Below are 16,990 nucleotides of genomic sequence, written 5' to 3'. Positions count from 1 at the left end.
GCGCTACTGACCCTGGGCCAGCGTCAGCGATGCCACGGTATCGATGAACGCTGGCGGCGCGGGCCGCAGCAGCGACGAGAGATCCTCGGCGCTCATAGGGCGGCCGAGCAGGTAGCCCTGCATCGTCCAGCACCCCAGGCGATGCAGGGCCTGCGCCGTTTTGCGCGTCTCGACGCCTTCGGCGACGACGTGCAGGCCCAGGCCCTCGGCGAGCGCGAGCAGCGCGCGCACGATGGCGGTGTCCTTGCCGTTCTCGTGCACGCCTGCGATGAAGCTGCGGTCGATCTTCAGCGTGTCGCAGGGCAGCTGCTTCAGGTAGGCCAGCGACGCATGGCCGGTACCGAAGTCGTCGAGCGCGATGCGCACGCCAAGACGCTGCAGCGCCGCGAGCTTGGTCGCGGTGTGGCCCATCTGCCGCAGCGCGGCGGACTCCGTGATTTCGAGCTCCAGCGCCTCGGGCGCGAGCCCGCTGGCATGCAGGGCGCGCTTGACGATGGCCTCGAGGTCGGTGCGGTCGAACTGCGCCGCCGCGAGGTTGACGGCCATGCGAAACGACGCATGGCCTTGCGCGCGCCAGCGCGCCGCCTGGCGGCAGGCGCTTTGCAGCACCCATTCGCCGAGCGCGAGGATGCTGCCGCTGTACTCGGCGATCGGAATGAACACGCTCGGGCTGATCCAGCCGCGCGCCGGGTGGTGCCAGCGCGCCAGCGCCTCGACGCCGGTGATCAGGCCGCTGCGCGAGTCGAACTGCGGCTGGTAGTGCAGCGTGAGCTCGTTGTTGGCGATCGCGTGGCGCAGCTCGGCCTCGAGCGAGAGGCCGCCGGAGCCGTCGATGTCGGAGAAGGCGCTGGGGCGAAACAGCTCGAAGCCGTTGCGCCCGTCGTCCTTGACGCGGTAGAGCGCCATGTCGGCGCGACGCAATAGATCGGCGCCGTTGCGGCCGTCGTCGGGAAAGCGCGCGACACCGACGCTGGCGCTCATGCGCACCGTCATCTCGCCGAACTCGAACGGGTCTTCGAGCGCATGCAGCAGACGCTGGGCCAGGCGCTCGGCCTCGCCGACGCTGCGCACGCGCGGCGCCAGCACGGTGAACTCGTCGCCGCCCCAGCGCGCGATCAGGTCGCCGTCGCGCAGGCAGCCGACCAGGCGCTCGGCCACGCACTTGAGCAGCTGGTCGCCGATGTCGTGGCCCAGCGTGTCGTTGACGCGCTTGAAGTGGTCGAGGTCGACGAACAGCACCGCGACGCCGCCGCCGGTGGCGCCGGCCTGCACGATCGCCAGTTCGAGCGCCTCGCTGAACTGCAGGCGGTTGGGCAGGCCCGAGAGGCTGTCGTGGCGCGCCTGGTGGCGGATGATGCGCGCGCTGCGCTCGTGCTCGGTGATGTCGCGAAAGCTCAGCACGATGCCGGCGCGCTCGCCGGCCAGTCGGAACGGCCGGCGCGCGACCTCGATGATGCGGCCGTCGTCGAGCTCGACGGTGCCGGCGCCGGCCGCCTCGTCGGCCGGCGCGAGTCCGAGCGCGGCCGGATCGCGCAGGCGCGAGCGCAGGTGCGCGAGCAGCGTCTCGCCGGCGCGCGGATGCGCCAGCGCCGGCGGCACCGCCCACAGCTCGACGAAGGGGCGGTTGATGTGCATCGGCGTGCCGTCGATCGCCAGCACCAGCAGGCCGTCGGGCGTGGCGTCCATCGTCGCCTGCAGCAGCTGCAGCGACTGGCGCAGCTGGTGGTGCGAGATCGCCAGCTCGCGGCTGTGCTGGCGCAGCTGGCGCTCGTGTTCGATGCGCAGCAGCGCCTCGCGCACGGTGCGCAGCAGGTCGTCTTCCTGCCAGGGCTTGGGCAGCAGGCGGTAGAGGTTGGCGTCGTTGACCGCGCGGCCCACGGTGTCGAGATCCGCGCCGCCGGTCAGCAAGATGGTGAGCACGGAGCGGTCGCGCTGGTGCACGCGCGCCAGCAGGTCGGCGCCGCTCATGCCGGGCATGTGGTGGTCGGAGATGACCAGGGGCACCTGGGTGCCGGCGGCGGCCAGCTCGTCGATCAGCTGCAGGGCCTCGGCGCCGCTGCAGGCGAGCTCGACCTGGCAGGCCGCGCCGAGGCCGCGCTGCAGTTGTTCGCGCAGCGCGTGCAGCAGCTCGAGGTCGTCGTCGATGCAGACGATGGTCGGAGTGGGCATGAGGGGCTCGGGCGGTGGCAGGACGTGGGCTCAGCCCAGCGCGGACTCGATCACCTGCGCGAGCTCGCGCTCGCTCCAGGGCTTGTGCAGGCAGGCGTGCAGGTTGGCCTCGCGGCGGGCGCGCTCGATCGCCTCGGCGTCGGCCTGGCCGGTCAGCATCACCTTGACGATGCTCGGGTAGCGGCGATGCACCTGGGCGAGGAACTCGTCGCCGCGCACGCCGGGCATCAGCCAGTCGGAGACGATGACCAGCAGGTCGATGCCCTCGCGCGAGAGCTCGTCGATGACCTCCCAGGCTTCGGCCGCGTCGGTGGCGGTCTCGTAGAGGTAGCGGTTGCCGAACAGGCGCAGCAGCTGCTCCTTGAGGCTGTCGAGGATCAGGGTTTCGTCGTCGACGCAGAGGATGGCGCTACGGGACATGGTCAGGACTCCAATGGCAGGGCGACGGCGGCGGCCGCCGGGCGGCGCAGCGGCAGGCGAACGCGAAAGACCGTGCGCCCGGGCCGGCTTTCGAGGTCGATCGCGCCGCCGTGGCGGGCAACGATCTGCTGGCAGATGTGCAGGCCCAGGCCGGTGCCCTCGCCGCGCGCCTTGGTGGTGAAGAAGGGCTCGAAGATGCGCTGGCGCAGCTCGGCCGGGATGCCGGGCCCGGAGTCGGCGATGCTGACCACCGCGTGGCCCGGGTCGCGGCCGATGCCCAGCTGCAGGCGCCCGCGCCCGCCCATCGCGTGCACGGCGTTGTGGATCAGGTTGGTCCAGACCTGCACCAGCTCGTCGGCGTGGCCGTGGACCGGCGGCACCTCCTCGAAGGCGCGCTGCACGGTGATGCCGCGCCCGATCTGGTCGCCGTACAGGCCCAGCACCGTCTCGACGCCCGCGCGCAGGTCGACCGGCTGCGGCTCCTGGCCCTGCTCGACGCGCGCATAGCTGCGCAGCGCGAACACCAGCTTGGAGGCGCGCTCGACCGCCGCGAGGATGGTGCGGCTGCTGCCGGCCAGGCGCGCGAGGTCGTAGGCCAGCGTCAGCAGCGCGTCGCGCTCGGGGTGCTGCAGCAAGGGCGCGGCGAGCTCGAAGTCGTCGCGCAGGCCGATGTCGATCAGGCGGTCGGCAATGGCGCGCGCGTCGTCAGTGCCGCGCTGCTCGAGCGCCTCGGTCAGGCGGCGACGCAGCGCGCGGTGCTGTGCGGTCGACAGCGTCGGTGCCTCGGCCTGCCCGCCCTGGCCGAGGCTCACCAGCGCGAAGAACTGCCGGCGCTGCTCCGCGTCGAGCTGGCGGTCGAGCGAGGGCAGCGCGGCCAGCGCCGAGCGCATCGCCGTGGCGGCATTGCCGGCGGCCGCGCGGATCGCGCCGAGCGGCGTGTTGACCTCGTGCGCGATGCCGGCGACGAGCTGCCCCAGCGCGGCGAGCTTGCCGGCCTGCACGAGCTGGTCCTGCGCGCGCTGCAGGTCTTCGATCGCGCGGCGCAGCTCGTTGGCGTGGCGCGTGCGCGCCTGCACGTCGCGCGCGAAGGTGCCGCCGGCGAGCAAGGCGGCGGCGAGCAGCGCGCACAGCATGCCGGCGTCGGCGTAGCCGCGCACGCGCTCGGCGTGGTGGGTGTGCTGCCGCACCGCGGCGGCGGCGGCATCGGCGACCTCTTCGTAGGACGGGTCGACCTCGGCGTCGTCGAGCGCGATCGCCGCGTCGATGTCGCCGCGGCGCACCAGCGCGAACTCGGCGTGGATCGCGTCGATGAAGCGGCGGTAGCGTGCGGCCAGGTCGGTGGCGTCGTTGCCGGGCGGCAGCGTCGCGAGCCGCTCGCGGATCGCGGCGTCGGCGCGGGCGAGGGCCTGCTCCACTTCCGCATCGACCTTGCGCAGGCTGATCGCCTGCCACTCGAGCGTCTCGATCTCGTACAGGGCCGTGCGCAGCTCGGCCATGCGCATTGCCTGGTGCGTGCTCTGGGCGGACCAGCGGTTCAGCCCGAAGATGCAGGCCGCGGCCGCCAGCGCGATCAGCAGCGCGAACAGCATCACGAGGCCCACGTTGTGGCGACCGCTCATCGAAACACTCCCGGCGATGCGGGTCGTGTCCGGTGGTCACGCTCCGCAGGTTGGCGCGCCGCGAACACGCCCAGGGCGGGCGGCGCGGCACGATGGCCGGTTTTTCGGTCGAGCGGACACCGCGAAGGATTCGCTGTCCGGCATCAAACTTGACTGGGATCGCGCGGCACGCGATCCGTGGCATCAATCCACGGTCAGCACCCGCACCAGGAAGGCGTTCAGGTCGGCAATCTCTTCCATGCTGACCGAGTGCTCCATCGGGTACTGGTGCCACTCGACCTCGTGGCCGAGCGCCAGCAGCGCCTCGCGCGAGGCGAGCGCGCGGTCGATCGCGACCACCGGGTCCTGCTCGCCGTGGGCGAGGAAGATCGGCGTCGCGCGGTTGGCCTCGTGGGCCTCGGCCACGGTGCTCGCGGCCAGCGGCAGGTAGCCCGACAGACCGGCGATGCCGGCCAGCCGCTGCGCGAAGCGCAAGCCGGTGAGCAGCGCCATCGCGCAGCCCTGCGAGAAGCCCATCAGCACGATGCGCTCGGGCGCGATGCCGCGCGCGATCTCCTGCTCGACCAGCGCCGCCACTTCGGCCTGCGATTCGCGCAGCCCGGCCTCGTCTTCACGGCGCTGCAGGTCGGCGCCGAGGATGTCGTACCAGGCGCGCATGCGATAGCCGCCGTTGATCGTGACCGGGCGCACCGGCGCGTGCGGCAGGATCACGCGCACGGCGCCGATCTCAGACAGGTCGAGCGCCTGCACCACCGGCACGAAGTCATTGCCGTCGGCGCCCAGGCCGTGCAGCACGATCAGCGCGCTCTGCGGATTTGCGCCGGAGGCGAGTTCGATGGCGTCGAGCATGTCGGGCGGCTTTCTGTTCAGAGGCCAAGGTCGTAGTCGACGATCAAAGGCGCGTGATCGGAGAAGCGCTGCGTCTTGTAGACGCTCACGTCGCGCGCCAGCGCCGCGACGCCGGGCGTCGCGATCTGGTAGTCCAGCCGCCACCCGACGTTGTTCGCGTAGGCGTTGCCGCGGTTGCTCCACCAGGTGTAGGCCTCGCCGGTGTCGTCGGGCCGCAGCGTGCGGTGCACGTCGACCAGGCCCAGCTCACCCTTGCCGTGGCCCAGCACCTTGGACATCCAGGCGCGCTCCTCGGGCAGGAAGCCGGAGTTCTTCTGGTTGCTCTTCCAGTTCTTGAGGTCGATCTCACGGTGCGCGATGTTGACGTCGCCGACCAGGATGAACTCGCGCTGGCCCTTGAGCTCCTTGAGGTGCGGATAGATCAGGTCGAGGAAGCGGTATTTCGCGGCCTGGCGGTCCTCGCCCGAGGAGCCGCTGGGGAAGTAGCAGCTGATGATCGACAGCTTGCGCGCGGGCGAGTCGTAGCGCGCCTCGATGTAGCGGCCCTCGCCGTCGAACTCGCCGCCGTCGAAGCCCACGATCACGTCGCTCGGCTCGCGCCGCACGTACAGGCCGACGCCCGAGTAGCCCTTCTTCTCGGCGTGGTGGAAGTGGCCGGCGCAGGCCTCGTCGAGCTTGTCGAAGCGCCCGGCCACGTCCGCGGCATGGGCCTTGAGCTCCTGCACGCCCATACAATCGATTCGGGCCTGCGCGGCCCAATCCACGAAGCCCTTGCTCGCCGCCGAGCGGATGCCGTTGAGGTTGAGCGAGACGAGACGAAACACGGGTTCTCCAACGAGTTCGAGCCGACGATGACCGCCGCCGCCACAGCCCCCGCCAGCGATGACCTCGCGCTCGATTTCGTCGCTTTCGCGGTCGAGTCGGGCGTGCTGCGCTTCGGGGAGTTCAAGACCAAGGCCGGGCGCGCGAGTCCGTACTTCTTCAACGCCGGCCTGTTCGACGACGGCGCGAAGCTCGGCCGTCTCGCGGAATTCTATGCACGCCGCCTGATCGCCTCGGGCCTCGAGTTCGATCTCCTCTTCGGGCCGGCATACAAGGGCATCACGCTGGCCGCCGCGGTCTCGATCGAGCTCGCGCGCCTGGGCCGCAACGTGCCCTACGCCTACAACCGCAAGGAGGCGAAAGACCACGGCGAAGGCGGCACCCTGGTCGGCGCGCCGGTCAAGGGCCGCGTGCTGATCATCGACGACGTGATCTCGGCCGGCACCTCGGTGCGCGAGTCGATTGCGATGATCACCGCCGCGGGCGCGACGCCGGTGGGCGTGACGATCGCGCTCGACCGCCAGGAAAAGGCCACCGAGGTGCGCGCCGACGGCAGCGTGGGCGACGCAACCCATTCGGCCGTGCAGTATGTGCAACAGCAGCTGGGTCTGAAGGTGGTCTCGATTGCCACGCTGGCGGACCTGCTGCAGTATCTCGGCGGCCGTGCCGATGCCGCGTTGGCCGAGCACCGGCCGCGCGTCGCGGCCTATCGCGAGCGCTACGGGGTCTAGCTGCTGGGCCCGGAACAAAACGGAGTCGTCGGGATGAATCGGGTCTGTCGCCACCCTGGGGTTCGCCACCTGCTGGCCGCTGCGGCGCTGTGCGCCGCGGGCGCCGCCGTGGGGCAGCAGAAGGCCGGCGATGCCGGCGCGATCTTCACCTGCACCAATGCCAAGGGTCAGCGCCTGACCTCCGACCGCCCGATCGCCGATTGCATGGACCGCGAGCAGCGCGTGCTCAACACCGACGGCTCTCTGCGCCGCGTGATGCCGCCCAGCTACACCGCCGAGGAGCGCGCGGCGATCGAAGAGGCCGAGAAGAAGAAGGCCGCCGAGGCCGCCGCGAAGAAGGACGCGATTCGCCGCGATCGCAACCTGCTCGCGCGCTATCCGAACCAGGCCGCGCACCAGAAGGCGCGCGAGGCCGCGCTCGACGACACGCAAGGCGCGATCGAGGCCTCGAGCAAGCGGCTCGAGGAACTCGAGGCCGAGCGCAAGCCGCTGCTCGACGAGGCCGAGTTCTACAAGGGCAAGACCCCGCCGCTCAAGCTCAAGCGCCAGCTCGACGCCAACGACGTCGCGGTCGCGGCGCAGAAGGAGGCGGTGGCCAACCAGAAGGCCGAACTCACGCGCATCAACGCGCTGTTCGACGCCGAGCTGATTCACATGAAGAAGCTCTGGGCCGGCGCCGAGCCGGGCTCGATCGGCGCGCCGCCGAGCGATCCGCGCGCCTCGGCGCCGGGGGCGTCGGCGCCCAAGCAGGCGAGCACGCCGCCGGCACCCAAGCGCTGAGCTGGCGCCCCCACGCTCACTTCGTTCGCTGCCCCCCGAGGGGGCCCTTGCTGCGGACCGGCAAAGCCGGATCCGCGCAAGTCCTCGGTTGTTGGGCGGGCTCTCAGCCCGCGCCGAGCTTCTTTCTCAACAGCTCGTTCACCAGCCCCGGGTTCGCCTTGCCCTTGGTCGCCTTCATCGCCTGGCCGACCAGCGCGTTGAAGGCCTTCTCCTTGCCGGCACGGAATTCCTCGACCGACTTGGCGTTGGCCGCGATCACCTCGTCGAGCAGGCGCTCGAGTTCGCCGGTGTCGCTCATCTGCTTGAGGCCCTTGGATTCGATCACCGCGTCGACGTCGTTCGCGCCCTCGCTCCACAGCGCCTCGAACACCTGCTTGGCGCCGGCGTTGGAGATCGTGCCGTCGGCGATGCGCGCGATCAGCGCGGCCAGCGTCTTGGCCGGCACCGGCGCGGCATCGATCTCGCGCTCCTCGGCATTGAGCCGGCGCGAGACCTCGCCCATCAGCCAGTTGGCCACCAGCTTGGGCTGGCCGCAGGCGTCGCGCGCGGCCTCGTAGTAGCGCGCGAACGCGAGGCTCTGGGTCATCATCGCCGCGTCGTAGGCGGGCAGCGCGTCCTGGCGCTCGAAGCGCTGCGCCATCACGCGCGGCAGCTCCGGCATCTGCGCCTTCACGCGCTCGACCCACGCCGGCGCAACCGCCAGCGGCGGCAGGTCGGGGTCGGGGAAGTAGCGGTAGTCGTGCGCGTCTTCCTTGCTGCGCATCGCGCGCGTCTCGCCGGTGTCGGGGTCGAACAGCACGGTGGCCTGCTCGATCGCCAGGCCGTCTTCGACGCGGTCGATCTGCCACTGCACCTCGGCGTCGATCGCCTGCTGCAGGAAGCGAAAGCTGTTCAGGTTCTTGATCTCGCGGCGCGTGCCGAACGGCGCGCCGGGCTTGCGCACCGAGACGTTGGCGTCGCAGCGGAAGCTGCCCTCTTGCATGTTGCCGTCGCAGATGCCCAGCCAGACCACCAGCGCATGCAGCGCCTTCGCGTACTCGACGGCCTCCTTGCTCGAGCGCATGTCGGGCTCGGAGACGATCTCCAGCAGGGGCGTGCCGGCGCGGTTGAGGTCGATGCCGCTTTGGCCGTGGAAATCCTCGTGCAGCGACTTGCCGGCGTCTTCCTCGAGGTGCGCGCGCGTCAGGCGCACGCTGCGCAGCTCGCCGTCGAGCAGGAACTCGACCGCGCCGCCTTGCACGATCGGCAGCTCGTACTGGCTGATCTGGTAGCCCTTGGGCAGGTCCGGGTAGAAGTAGTTCTTGCGCGCAAAGATCGAGTGCTCGGCGATCCTGGCGCCGACCGCCAGGCCCAGGCGGATCGCGCGTTCGACGGCGCCGCGGTTCATCACTGGCAGCGTGCCGGGCAGCGCGAGGTCGACCGCGCTGGCCTGCGTGTTCGGCGCGGCGCCGAAGGCGGTGGACGAGCCCGAGAAGATCTTCGAGGCGGTGGACAGTTGCGCGTGCGTCTCGAGGCCGATCACGACCTCGTAGCCGCGGATGAGCTGGGGTGCGGTCATCAGAAGCCCTCCGGTGCGCGGAGGTGGAAATCGGTCGCGGCCTGGAAGGCCTGCGCGGTGTGCAGCAGCCGGCCTTCCTGCCAGTAGTTGCCGATCAGCTGCAGGCCCACGGGCAGGCCCGCTTCGCCGAAGCCCGCCGGCACGCTCATGCCGGGCAGGCCGGCAAGGCTTGCGGGCAGCGTGAAGATGTCGGCGAGGTACTCGGCCACCGGGTCGGTCTGCGAGCCGATCGGGCGCGCGACGGTCGGCGACACGGGGCCCGCGATCACGTCGCACTGCGCGAAGCACTGCTGGAAGTCGTCGGCGATCATGCGGCGCAGCTTCTGCGCCTGCAGGTAGTAGGCGTCGTAGTAGCCGTGGCTCAGCACGTAGGTGCCGATCATGATGCGGCGCTTGACCTCGGGCCCGAAGCCCTCGCTGCGGCTCTTGCGGTACATGTCGAGCAAGTCGGTGTACTGCGCCGCGCGGTGGCCGTAGCGCACGCCGTCGAAGCGGCTCAGGTTCGAGCTCGCCTCGGCCGGCGCGATGATGTAGTAGACCGGGATCGAGAGTTCCGTGCGCGGCAGCGAGACGTCGACCAGCGTGGCGCCCAGGCGCTCGAGTTCGACCAGCGCCGAACGCACCGTGGCGGCCACGTCGGGCGCGACGCCTTCGCCGAAGAACTCCTTGGGCAGGCCTACGCGCAGGCCGGCGAGCGGCCTGGCGGCATCGGCGGCGCGCGCCGCGTGCGCGGCGACATCGCGGCCGATCTGCCCGGCCTGGTTGGCGACCGCCGCGCCGCCGGCGTCGCGCACCTGCTCGGCGCTGGTGGCGTCGCGCGTGTCGAAGCCGGCCATCGCGTCGATCAGCGTCAGCGCGTCGCTCGCGCTGTGCGCGAACACGCCGGCCTGGTCGAGGCTGGAGGCGAAGGCGATCATCCCGTAGCGTGAGCAGCGGCCATAGGTCGGCTTGATGCCGGTCACGCCGGTCAGCGCGGCGGGCTGGCGCACCGAGCCGCCGGTGTCGGTGCCGGTGGTCACCGGCAGCAGGCGCGCGGCCACGGCCACCGCCGAGCCGCCCGACGAACCGCCGGGAATGCGCGTCGCGTCCCAGGGGTTGCGCGCGGGGCCGAAGGCCGAGTTCTCGTTCGAGCCGCCCATCGCGAACTCGTCGCAGTTGGTCTTGCCGACGGCGACCGTGCCGGCGGCCTCGAGCTGCGCGACCACGGTGGCGTCGAAGGGCGAGCGGTAGCCGCCTTGTTCGCCGACCAGCATCTTCGAGGCCGCGGTGCTGGGAAACGCGGTGGTGACGAAGATGTCCTTGTGCGCGAGCGGCACGCCGTCGAGCGCGCCGCGGGCGGCGCCTTGCGCACGGCGCGCGTCGCTGGCCCGCGCCTGCGCGAGCGCGTGCTCGGGGTCGACGTGCAAGAAGGCGCCCAGCTCGCGGTGCGCGTCGATGCGCGCGAGCAGGTGACGGGTGAGTTCCTCGCTCGAGAAGCGCTTGGCTTCCAGACCCTGGGCAATTTCGGCGAGGCCGAGCTGGTGCAACTGCTTGTTCATCGCCCGGTCCTCACTCGATCACCCGCGGCACGAGGAACAGCCCTTCCTCGACGGCCGGCGCGCTCGCCTGGTTGGCCTCGCGGCGGTCGCCTTCGGTGACGGCGTCGTCGCGCAGACGCAGGCTCACGTCCTGCACCGCCGACAGCGGCGTGTACAGCGGCGCGATGCCGGTCGTGTCGACCGCGCGCATGCGCTCGACGATGTCGAAGAAGCCGTTGAGCTGGGCCAGCATCTGGGCCTGCTCGGCGTCGCTCAGCTCGAGCCGCGCCAGCAGCGCGATGCGGCTCACGTCTTGGGGGGTCAGGGCCATGTTGGGCGGGTCGGAACGCGTTGGGTTCGCTGGGGTGGCCGGCGAGGCTGGCGGGGCGTTGTCGACAGGTGTGTCCAAACGCTTGAAAACAGCGGCCGCGCGGGGGGTATCGGGTATTATCCCCGGCCATCCAAAGGGCCGGCCCGCCCATGTTTTTTTGCGCATGTGCCGGCCCGATGTGAACCCCGTCACAGCCCAGACACCCCGGCGCCGCCCACGCCTGCCGTCGCAGCCTGCCCAGCCGCTTTTCACCAGCACCTGGACCTCCGGCCCACCGCGCGCGCCCACCGCCTACCCGTCATGTTCGGATCCCTGCGCCGCTACTTCTCCACCGACCTCGCCATCGACCTTGGCACCGCGAACACGCTGATCTACGTGCGCGGCAAGGGCATCGTGCTCGATGAGCCCTCGGTCGTCGCGATCCGCCACGAAGGCGGCCCCAACGGCAAGAAGACCATCCAGGCGGTCGGCCACGAAGCCAAGGCGATGCTGGGCAAGGTGCCCGGCAACATCGAGGCGATCCGCCCGATGAAGGACGGCGTGATCGCCGACTTCACGGTGACCGAGCAGATGCTCAAGCAGTTCATCAAGATGGTCCATCCGCGCTCGGTGCTCAAGCCCAGCCCGCGGATCATCATCTGCGTGCCCTGCGGCTCCACCCAGGTCGAGCGCCGCGCGATCCGCGAGTCGGCGCTGGGCGCCGGCGCGAGCGAGGTCTACCTGATCGAGGAACCGATGGCCGCGGCCATCGGCGCCGGCCTGCCGGTCAGCGAGGCCTCGGGCTCGATGGTGGTGGACATCGGCGGCGGCACCACCGAGGTCGGCGTGATCTCGCTGGGCGGCATGGTCTACAAGGGCTCGATCCGCGTCGGCGGCGACAAGTTCGACGAATCGATCATCAACTACATCCGCCGCAACTACGGCATGCTGATCGGCGAGCCCACCGCCGAGGCCATCAAGAAGGGCATCGGCAGCGCCTTCCCGGGCTCCGAGGTGCGCGAGATGGAGGTCAAGGGCCGCAACCTCAGCGAGGGCGTGCCGCGCAGCTTCACGATCAGCAGCAACGAGATCCTCGAAGCCCTGACCGATCCGCTGAACCAGATGGTCTCGGCCGTGAAGAACGCCCTCGAGCAGACGCCGCCCGAACTCGGCGCCGACATCGCCGAGCGCGGCATGATGCTCACCGGCGGCGGCGCGCTGCTGCGCGACCTGGACCGCCTGCTCGCCGAGGAAACCGGCCTGCCGGTGCTGGTGGCCGAGGATCCGCTGACCTGCGTGGTGCGCGGCTGCGGCATGGCGCTCGAGCGCATGGAGCGCCTGGGCGCGATCTTCACGTCGGAGTAAGCTCGGCCCACCCGCGAAGCCGGCCGTGTGCATTCACGTGGCCGGCTTCTTCGCATTCACAGCGCCCTCTTCCCACACTGCGTAGCCGTCCATGCCGCTGGGCACGCTCGATCGAACCCCGCCGCCGTTCTTCAAGCAGGGCCCGTCGGCGCTGACCAAGCTGATCTTCTTTTCGGCGCTGGCGCTGTTCCTGATGGTCGCCGACACGCGCTTCAAGGTGACGACGCCGCTGCGCTCGCTGGTCGCGACCGTGCTCAACCCCGTCGAGCGCGTGCTGCTGGCGCCGATCCGCGCTGCCGGCGCCGCCGGCGAGTACTTCTCGGGCATCACGAACGCCCGCTCGCGCGAGGCGCAGGCGCTCGAGCAGGCTGCGCGGCTGTCGGAGCGCGCGCTGCGCGCCGACCAGATCGCGGCCGAGAACGCGCAGTTGCGCCAGATGCTCGACCTGCGCGCCGCGCTGACCGTGCGCAGCATCCCGGCCGAGCTGCTCTACGAGGCGGCCGACCCGTTCTCGCGCAAGGTCGTGATCGACCGCGGCGCGACGCACGGCGTGGTCGCGGCCTCGCCGGTGATCGACGCCAACGGCGTGCTGGGCCAGGTCACGCGCGTCTTCCCGCTGGTTTCCGAGGTGACCCTGCTGACCGACAAGGACGCCGCGATCCCGGTGCTCAACACGCGCACCCAGGCGCGCGCGGCCGCCTACGGCGACCCGGGCACCGCGGCCGCGGGCGGTGGCATGGAGTTGCGCTTCCTTGCCAACAACGCCGATGTGCAGCCGGGCGATCCGCTTGCCACGTCGGGCATCGATGGCGTCTACCCGCCGGGGCTGCCGGTGGCGCGCATCGTGTCGGTGGACCGCAAGGCCGGCTCGGCCTTCGCCAAGGTCACGGTCGCGCCGCTGGCGCGGCCCGACAGCGTGCGCCATGTGCTGGTGCTCGAGCCGCTGGCGCGCCAGCTGCCGGCGCGCCCTGCCGAGCTGGCGGCCACCGCCGCGCCCGAGCGACCGGCGCGCGGCGCGAGCCGCCCGGGCCGGGCCGACATCGTGGGAGGCCGCCGATGATCATGCCGCGCGGGGCCGACCAGCTCCTGCTGCCGGTCAACCCGATGTTCATGTGGGGCTCGCTGCTGGCGGCCTTCGCGCTGAACCTGGTGCCGCTGGGCCGGGTGGCGGGCTTTCCCGACTTTCTCGCGCTGGCGCTGGTGTTCTGGAACGTGCACCAGCCGCGCCGCGTGGGCATCGGGGCGGCCTTCGTGTTCGGCCTGTTCATGGACGTGCACGAGGGTGCGCTGCTCGGCCAGCACGGCCTGTCGTACACGCTGCTGAGCTTCTTCGCGATCATGATCCACCGCCGCCTGCTGTGGTTCAGCGTGCCGGCGCAGGCGGTGCAGATCCTGCCGTTGTTCTTCGCGGCGCACGCGGTGGCGCTGGTCGTTCGCCTGGCCGCGGGCGGCATGTTCCCGGGCTGGAACCTGCTGTGGGCGCCGCTCGTCGAAGCCTTGCTGTGGCCGATCGCCTCGTTGCTCTTGCTGGCGCCGCAGCGCCGTGCGCCCGACCGGGACGAGAATCGTCCCCTGTGAAATGAGTGCGCCCACGCTGGCGGTTGCGCCGCTGCGCTGCCCTGCGAGTGGACGGGCCGGGTGCCGTTGAAGGTGATGCGGTGACTGAGTTAAAGGACCTCGAGCGCGAGCTCGGCAACTTCCGCTTCCGGCTGTTCGCGGCCGCGGCGGTGGTGCTGTTCGGCTTTGGCCTGCTGGTCGCGCGCCTGGTCTGGCTGCAGGTCGTGCGCCACGACGAGCTCTCCACCCAGGCCGAGAACAACCGCATCGCGGTCGTGCCGATCCCGCCCAACCGCGGCCTCATCCTCGACCGCAACGGCGTCGTGCTGGCCAACAACTACTCGGCCTACACGCTCGAGATCACGCCGAGCAAGGTCGGCAACCTGGCCGAGACGATCGACCAGCTCGCCGAACTGGTGGAGATCACGTCGCGCGACCGCAAGCGCTTCCAGCGCCTGATGGAAGACGGCAAGAGCTTCGAGTCGCTGCCGATCCGCACCAAGCTGACCGACGAGGAGGTGGCGCGCTTCACCGCGCAGCGCTTCCGCTTTCCCGGCGTGGACATCAAGGCGCGGCTGTTCCGCCACTACCCCTACGGCGAGCTCGCCAGCCACGTGCTGGGCTACATCGGGCGTATCAACCAGGTCGAGAAGGAAGCGATCGACGAGACCGAGGACGCGGCCAACTACAAGGGCACCGAGTACATCGGCAAGCTCGGCATCGAACAGAAGTACGAGTCGCAGCTGCACGGCGTGACCGGCTTCGAGGAGGTGGAGACCAGCGCCGGCGGGCGCCCGGTGCGCCGCCTGCGCGCGCAGCCGCCGACGCCGGGCAACACGATCAAGCTCTCGATCGACATCAAGCTGCAGGCGCTGGTCGAGGAGCTGTACGGCGACCGGCGCGGTGCGCTGGTGGCGATCGACCCGCGCAACGGCGAGGTGCTGGCCTTCGTCAGCAAGCCGACCTTCGATCCCAACCTGTTCGTCGACGGCATCGACAGCGAGAGCTGGAAAGAGCTCAACGAGAACATCGACAAGCCGCTGCTCAACCGCGCGCTGCGCGGCACCTACCCTCCGGGGTCGACCTTCAAGCCCTTCATGTCGATCGCGGCGCTGAACTCGGGCAAGCGCGCGGCCAGCACGGTCGTGATGGACAACCTGACCTACAGCTTCGGCGGCCGCGTCTTCGGCAGCCCCGAGACCGACCGGCCCGGCCCCAAGGACATGCGCGCGGCCATCGTCAGCTCGAGCAACGTCTATTTCTACAGCCTCGCCAACGAGATGGGCGTGGACCTGATCCACGACCAGCTCATGCCCTTCGGCTTCGGCCGCAAGACCGGCATCGACATCGACGGCGAGGTCACCGGCGACCTGCCGTCGACCGAGTGGAAGCGCAAGAAGTTCAAGCGGCCCGAGCAGCAGAAGTGGTATGCCGGCGAGACGATCTCGCTGGGCATCGGCCAGGGCTACAACAACTTCACGATGCTGCAGATGGCCACCGCGATGGCGACGCTGGCCTCGGGCGGGCAGCGCTTCCAGCCGCGCCTGGCGCACACGCTGCGCGACGTCGTCAGCGGGGAGGAAAAGACCTTGTCGTCGCAGCCGCTGGAGCCGATCCCGCTGCGGCCGGCGGACGTCGAGGTGATCCGCCAGGCGATGAACGGCGTCACGACCTCCGGCACCTCGCGCGCCGCGTTCATGGGCGCGGCCTATGCCAGCGGCGGCAAGACCGGCACCGCGCAGGCGGTGGGCCTGGTGAAGAACCGCAAGTACGACCACGCGCGCGTCGAGGAGCACCTGCGCGATCACTCGCTGTACGTGGCGTTCGGGCCGGTCGAGGAGCCGCGCGTCGCGCTGGCGGTCATCGTCGAGAACGCGAGCTGGGGCTCGGTCGCGGCGGCGCCGATCGCGCGCCGCGTGCTCGACTACCTGCTGGCCGGCCAGTACCCGAGCCGCGAAGATATCGCGCTGGTGCGCGAGGGCAAGGCCACGGCGCCGGTGGGCGTGTCGCGCCAGGTCGCCGACGTGTCGCTGCCGGTGCCGGGCGGCGCGGGCCTGGGCGCGACGGCCGTCGCGGTCGAAGCGGGCGCCGCCGCGGCGCAGGGAGCGCTGCAATGAGCCTTGCGCGCAGCCGCATCGCGACGTTCGAACGGCCGTCGCTGCTTCAGCGCATCGCGCCGATGCTGGACTTCGACGGCCCGCTGCTGGTGGCGGTCCTGCTGCTGGCCGGCGCCGGCCTGGTGACGATGTACTCCGCCGGCTACGACCACGGCACGCGCTTCGTCGACCACGCGCGCAACATGCTGCTGGCCGGCGGTGTGATGTTCGTCGTCGCGCAGCTGCCGCCGCAGCAGCTGCAGCGCCTGGCGGTGCCGCTGTACGTGCTGGGCGTCTCGCTGCTGGTCGCGGTGGCGGTGTTCGGCGTCACCAAGAAGGGCGCGACGCGCTGGCTGCACGTCGGCGTGGTCGACATCCAGCCCAGCGAGATGCTGAAGATCGCGACGCCGCTGATGCTGGCCTGGTGGTTCCAGCGCCGCGAAGGCCAGCTGCGCGCGCCGGATTTCGCGGTCGCCTTCGTGCTGCTGGCGCTGCCGGTGGGCCTGGTGGTCAAGCAGCCCGACCTCGGCACGGCGATCCTCGTGCTGTCCGCCGGCCTGTACGTGATGTTCTTCGCCGGGCTGTCGTGGCGCCTGATCGTGCCGGTGGTGGCGGTCGGTGCGGCGGGCATCGTCGCGCTCGTGATCTACGGCGGCGACGCCTGCCAGCCCGGCGTCAAGTGGCCCGGCCTGCATGATTACCAGAAGCACCGCGTCTGCACCCTGCTCGACCCGACCACCGACCCGCTCGGCAAGGGCTTCCACATCATCCAGGGCATGATCGCGATCGGCTCCGGCGGCACGACCGGCAAGGGCTTCATGAATGGCACCCAGACGCACCTGGAGTTCATCCCCGAGCGCACCACCGACTTCATCTTCGCGGCCTTCAGCGAGGAGTTCGGCCTGATCGGCTGCATCGGCCTGCTGCTGGGCTTCACCTTCCTGATCTTTCGCGGCCTGATGATCTCGGCCGAGGCGCCGACCCTGTTCTCGCGCCTGCTCGGCGGCGCGATCACGCTGGGCTTCTTCACCTACGCGATGGTCAACATGGGCATGGTCAGCGGCATCTTGCCGGTGGTGGGCGTACCGCTGCCCTTCATCAGCTACGGCGGCACCGCGATGGTGACGCTGGGACTGGGGCTGGGGATCCTGATGTCGATCTCGCGCAGCCGTCGACTGATGCAGAGCTAGGCTCCCA

The 16,990-nt window shown here is 70.7% G+C and carries 15 protein-coding genes; 7 read left to right on the top strand and 8 right to left on the bottom strand.

Annotation, left to right across the window (positions count from 1 at the left end; translation table 11 throughout):
• Positions 1 to 3 precede the first annotated feature (3 nt).
• From ACO2TI_RS13345 to ACO2TI_RS13325, 5 genes are all read right to left on the bottom strand, one after another.
• Positions 4 to 2,169 (bottom strand): putative bifunctional diguanylate cyclase/phosphodiesterase, encoded by a 2,166-nt coding sequence (locus ACO2TI_RS13345; protein WP_423284944.1) that lies wholly within the window; start codon positions 2,167 to 2,169, stop codon positions 4 to 6.
• 30 nt (positions 2,170 to 2,199) lie between these two features.
• Complete coding sequence (locus ACO2TI_RS13340; RefSeq protein ID WP_423284943.1) at positions 2,200 to 2,589, bottom strand: response regulator; 390 nt, start codon at positions 2,587 to 2,589, stop codon at positions 2,200 to 2,202.
• 2 nt (positions 2,590 to 2,591) lie between these two features.
• The gene (locus tag ACO2TI_RS13335) at positions 2,592 to 4,208 is read right to left on the bottom strand and encodes a sensor histidine kinase (RefSeq protein ID WP_423284941.1); all 1,617 of its coding nucleotides are present in this window, start codon (positions 4,206 to 4,208) and stop codon (positions 2,592 to 2,594) included.
• Positions 4,209 to 4,391: 183 nt separating this feature from the next.
• Positions 4,392 to 5,057, bottom strand: a complete 666-nt coding sequence (locus tag ACO2TI_RS13330) for an alpha/beta hydrolase (RefSeq protein WP_423284939.1) — start codon at positions 5,055 to 5,057, stop codon at positions 4,392 to 4,394.
• 17 nt (positions 5,058 to 5,074) lie between these two features.
• Positions 5,075 to 5,881 carry an exodeoxyribonuclease III gene (locus tag ACO2TI_RS13325; protein WP_423284938.1) on the bottom strand — a complete coding sequence of 269 codons (807 nt, stop codon included), beginning with the start codon at positions 5,879 to 5,881 and terminating at the stop codon, positions 5,075 to 5,077.
• Between the two features lie 27 nt (positions 5,882 to 5,908).
• On the opposite strand from ACO2TI_RS13325, the gene pyrE reads away from it, so the two are divergent.
• On the top strand, positions 5,909 to 6,610 hold the full coding sequence (pyrE, locus tag ACO2TI_RS13320) for an orotate phosphoribosyltransferase (RefSeq protein ID WP_423284937.1): 702 nt from the start codon (positions 5,909 to 5,911) through the stop codon (positions 6,608 to 6,610).
• A 33-nt stretch (positions 6,611 to 6,643) separates the two neighbouring features.
• A complete protein-coding gene (locus ACO2TI_RS13315) occupies positions 6,644 to 7,390 on the top strand; it encodes a hypothetical protein (RefSeq protein WP_423284936.1) in 747 nt (248 codons plus the stop codon).
• 103 nt (positions 7,391 to 7,493) lie between these two features.
• Here the strand turns inward: ACO2TI_RS13315 and gatB are convergent, their stop codons facing one another.
• The 3 genes from gatB to gatC are packed head-to-tail and all read right to left on the bottom strand — an operon-like array spanning position 7,494 to position 10,796.
• A complete protein-coding gene (gatB, locus tag ACO2TI_RS13310) occupies positions 7,494 to 8,948 on the bottom strand; it encodes an Asp-tRNA(Asn)/Glu-tRNA(Gln) amidotransferase subunit GatB (RefSeq protein WP_423284934.1) in 1,455 nt (484 codons plus the stop codon).
• Positions 8,948 to 10,486, bottom strand: coding sequence for an Asp-tRNA(Asn)/Glu-tRNA(Gln) amidotransferase subunit GatA (gene gatA, locus ACO2TI_RS13305; protein WP_423284933.1), 1,539 nt, complete (start codon positions 10,484 to 10,486; stop codon positions 8,948 to 8,950). The genes gatB and gatA overlap by 1 nt, the downstream gene beginning before the upstream one ends.
• Before the next feature lie 10 nt (positions 10,487 to 10,496).
• Positions 10,497 to 10,796 carry an Asp-tRNA(Asn)/Glu-tRNA(Gln) amidotransferase subunit GatC gene (gene gatC, locus ACO2TI_RS13300; RefSeq protein WP_423284931.1) on the bottom strand — a complete coding sequence of 100 codons (300 nt, stop codon included), beginning with the start codon at positions 10,794 to 10,796 and terminating at the stop codon, positions 10,497 to 10,499.
• A gap of 300 nt (positions 10,797 to 11,096) precedes the next feature.
• Here gatC and ACO2TI_RS13295 point away from each other — a divergent pair, with 300 nt between their 5' ends.
• The 5 genes from ACO2TI_RS13295 to rodA all read left to right on the top strand — a co-directional run bounded on the left by ACO2TI_RS13295 (position 11,097) and on the right by rodA (position 16,983).
• Positions 11,097 to 12,140, top strand: coding sequence for a rod shape-determining protein (locus ACO2TI_RS13295; RefSeq protein ID WP_423284929.1), 1,044 nt, complete (start codon positions 11,097 to 11,099; stop codon positions 12,138 to 12,140).
• 91 nt (positions 12,141 to 12,231) lie between these two features.
• Positions 12,232 to 13,200, top strand: coding sequence for a rod shape-determining protein MreC (gene mreC, locus ACO2TI_RS13290; RefSeq protein WP_423284927.1), 969 nt, complete (start codon positions 12,232 to 12,234; stop codon positions 13,198 to 13,200).
• The gene (gene mreD, locus ACO2TI_RS13285) at positions 13,197 to 13,718 is read left to right on the top strand and encodes a rod shape-determining protein MreD (protein WP_423284925.1); all 522 of its coding nucleotides are present in this window, start codon (positions 13,197 to 13,199) and stop codon (positions 13,716 to 13,718) included. The genes mreC and mreD overlap by 4 nt, the downstream gene beginning before the upstream one ends.
• 80 nt (positions 13,719 to 13,798) lie before the next feature.
• The gene (mrdA, locus tag ACO2TI_RS13280; RefSeq protein ID WP_423284923.1) at positions 13,799 to 15,814 is read left to right on the top strand and encodes a penicillin-binding protein 2; all 2,016 of its coding nucleotides are present in this window, start codon (positions 13,799 to 13,801) and stop codon (positions 15,812 to 15,814) included.
• On the top strand, positions 15,811 to 16,983 hold the full coding sequence (gene rodA, locus ACO2TI_RS13275) for a rod shape-determining protein RodA (protein ID WP_423284921.1): 1,173 nt from the start codon (positions 15,811 to 15,813) through the stop codon (positions 16,981 to 16,983). Before mrdA ends, rodA begins: the two co-directional genes overlap by 4 nt.
• Positions 16,984 to 16,990: the final 7 nt, after the last annotated feature.

This window comes from Caldimonas sp. KR1-144 (assembly GCF_049446155.1).
Taxonomy (GTDB): Bacteria; Pseudomonadota; Gammaproteobacteria; order Burkholderiales; family Burkholderiaceae_C; genus Rivibacter.
This window is presented reverse-complemented; position numbering and strand designations above follow the sequence as displayed.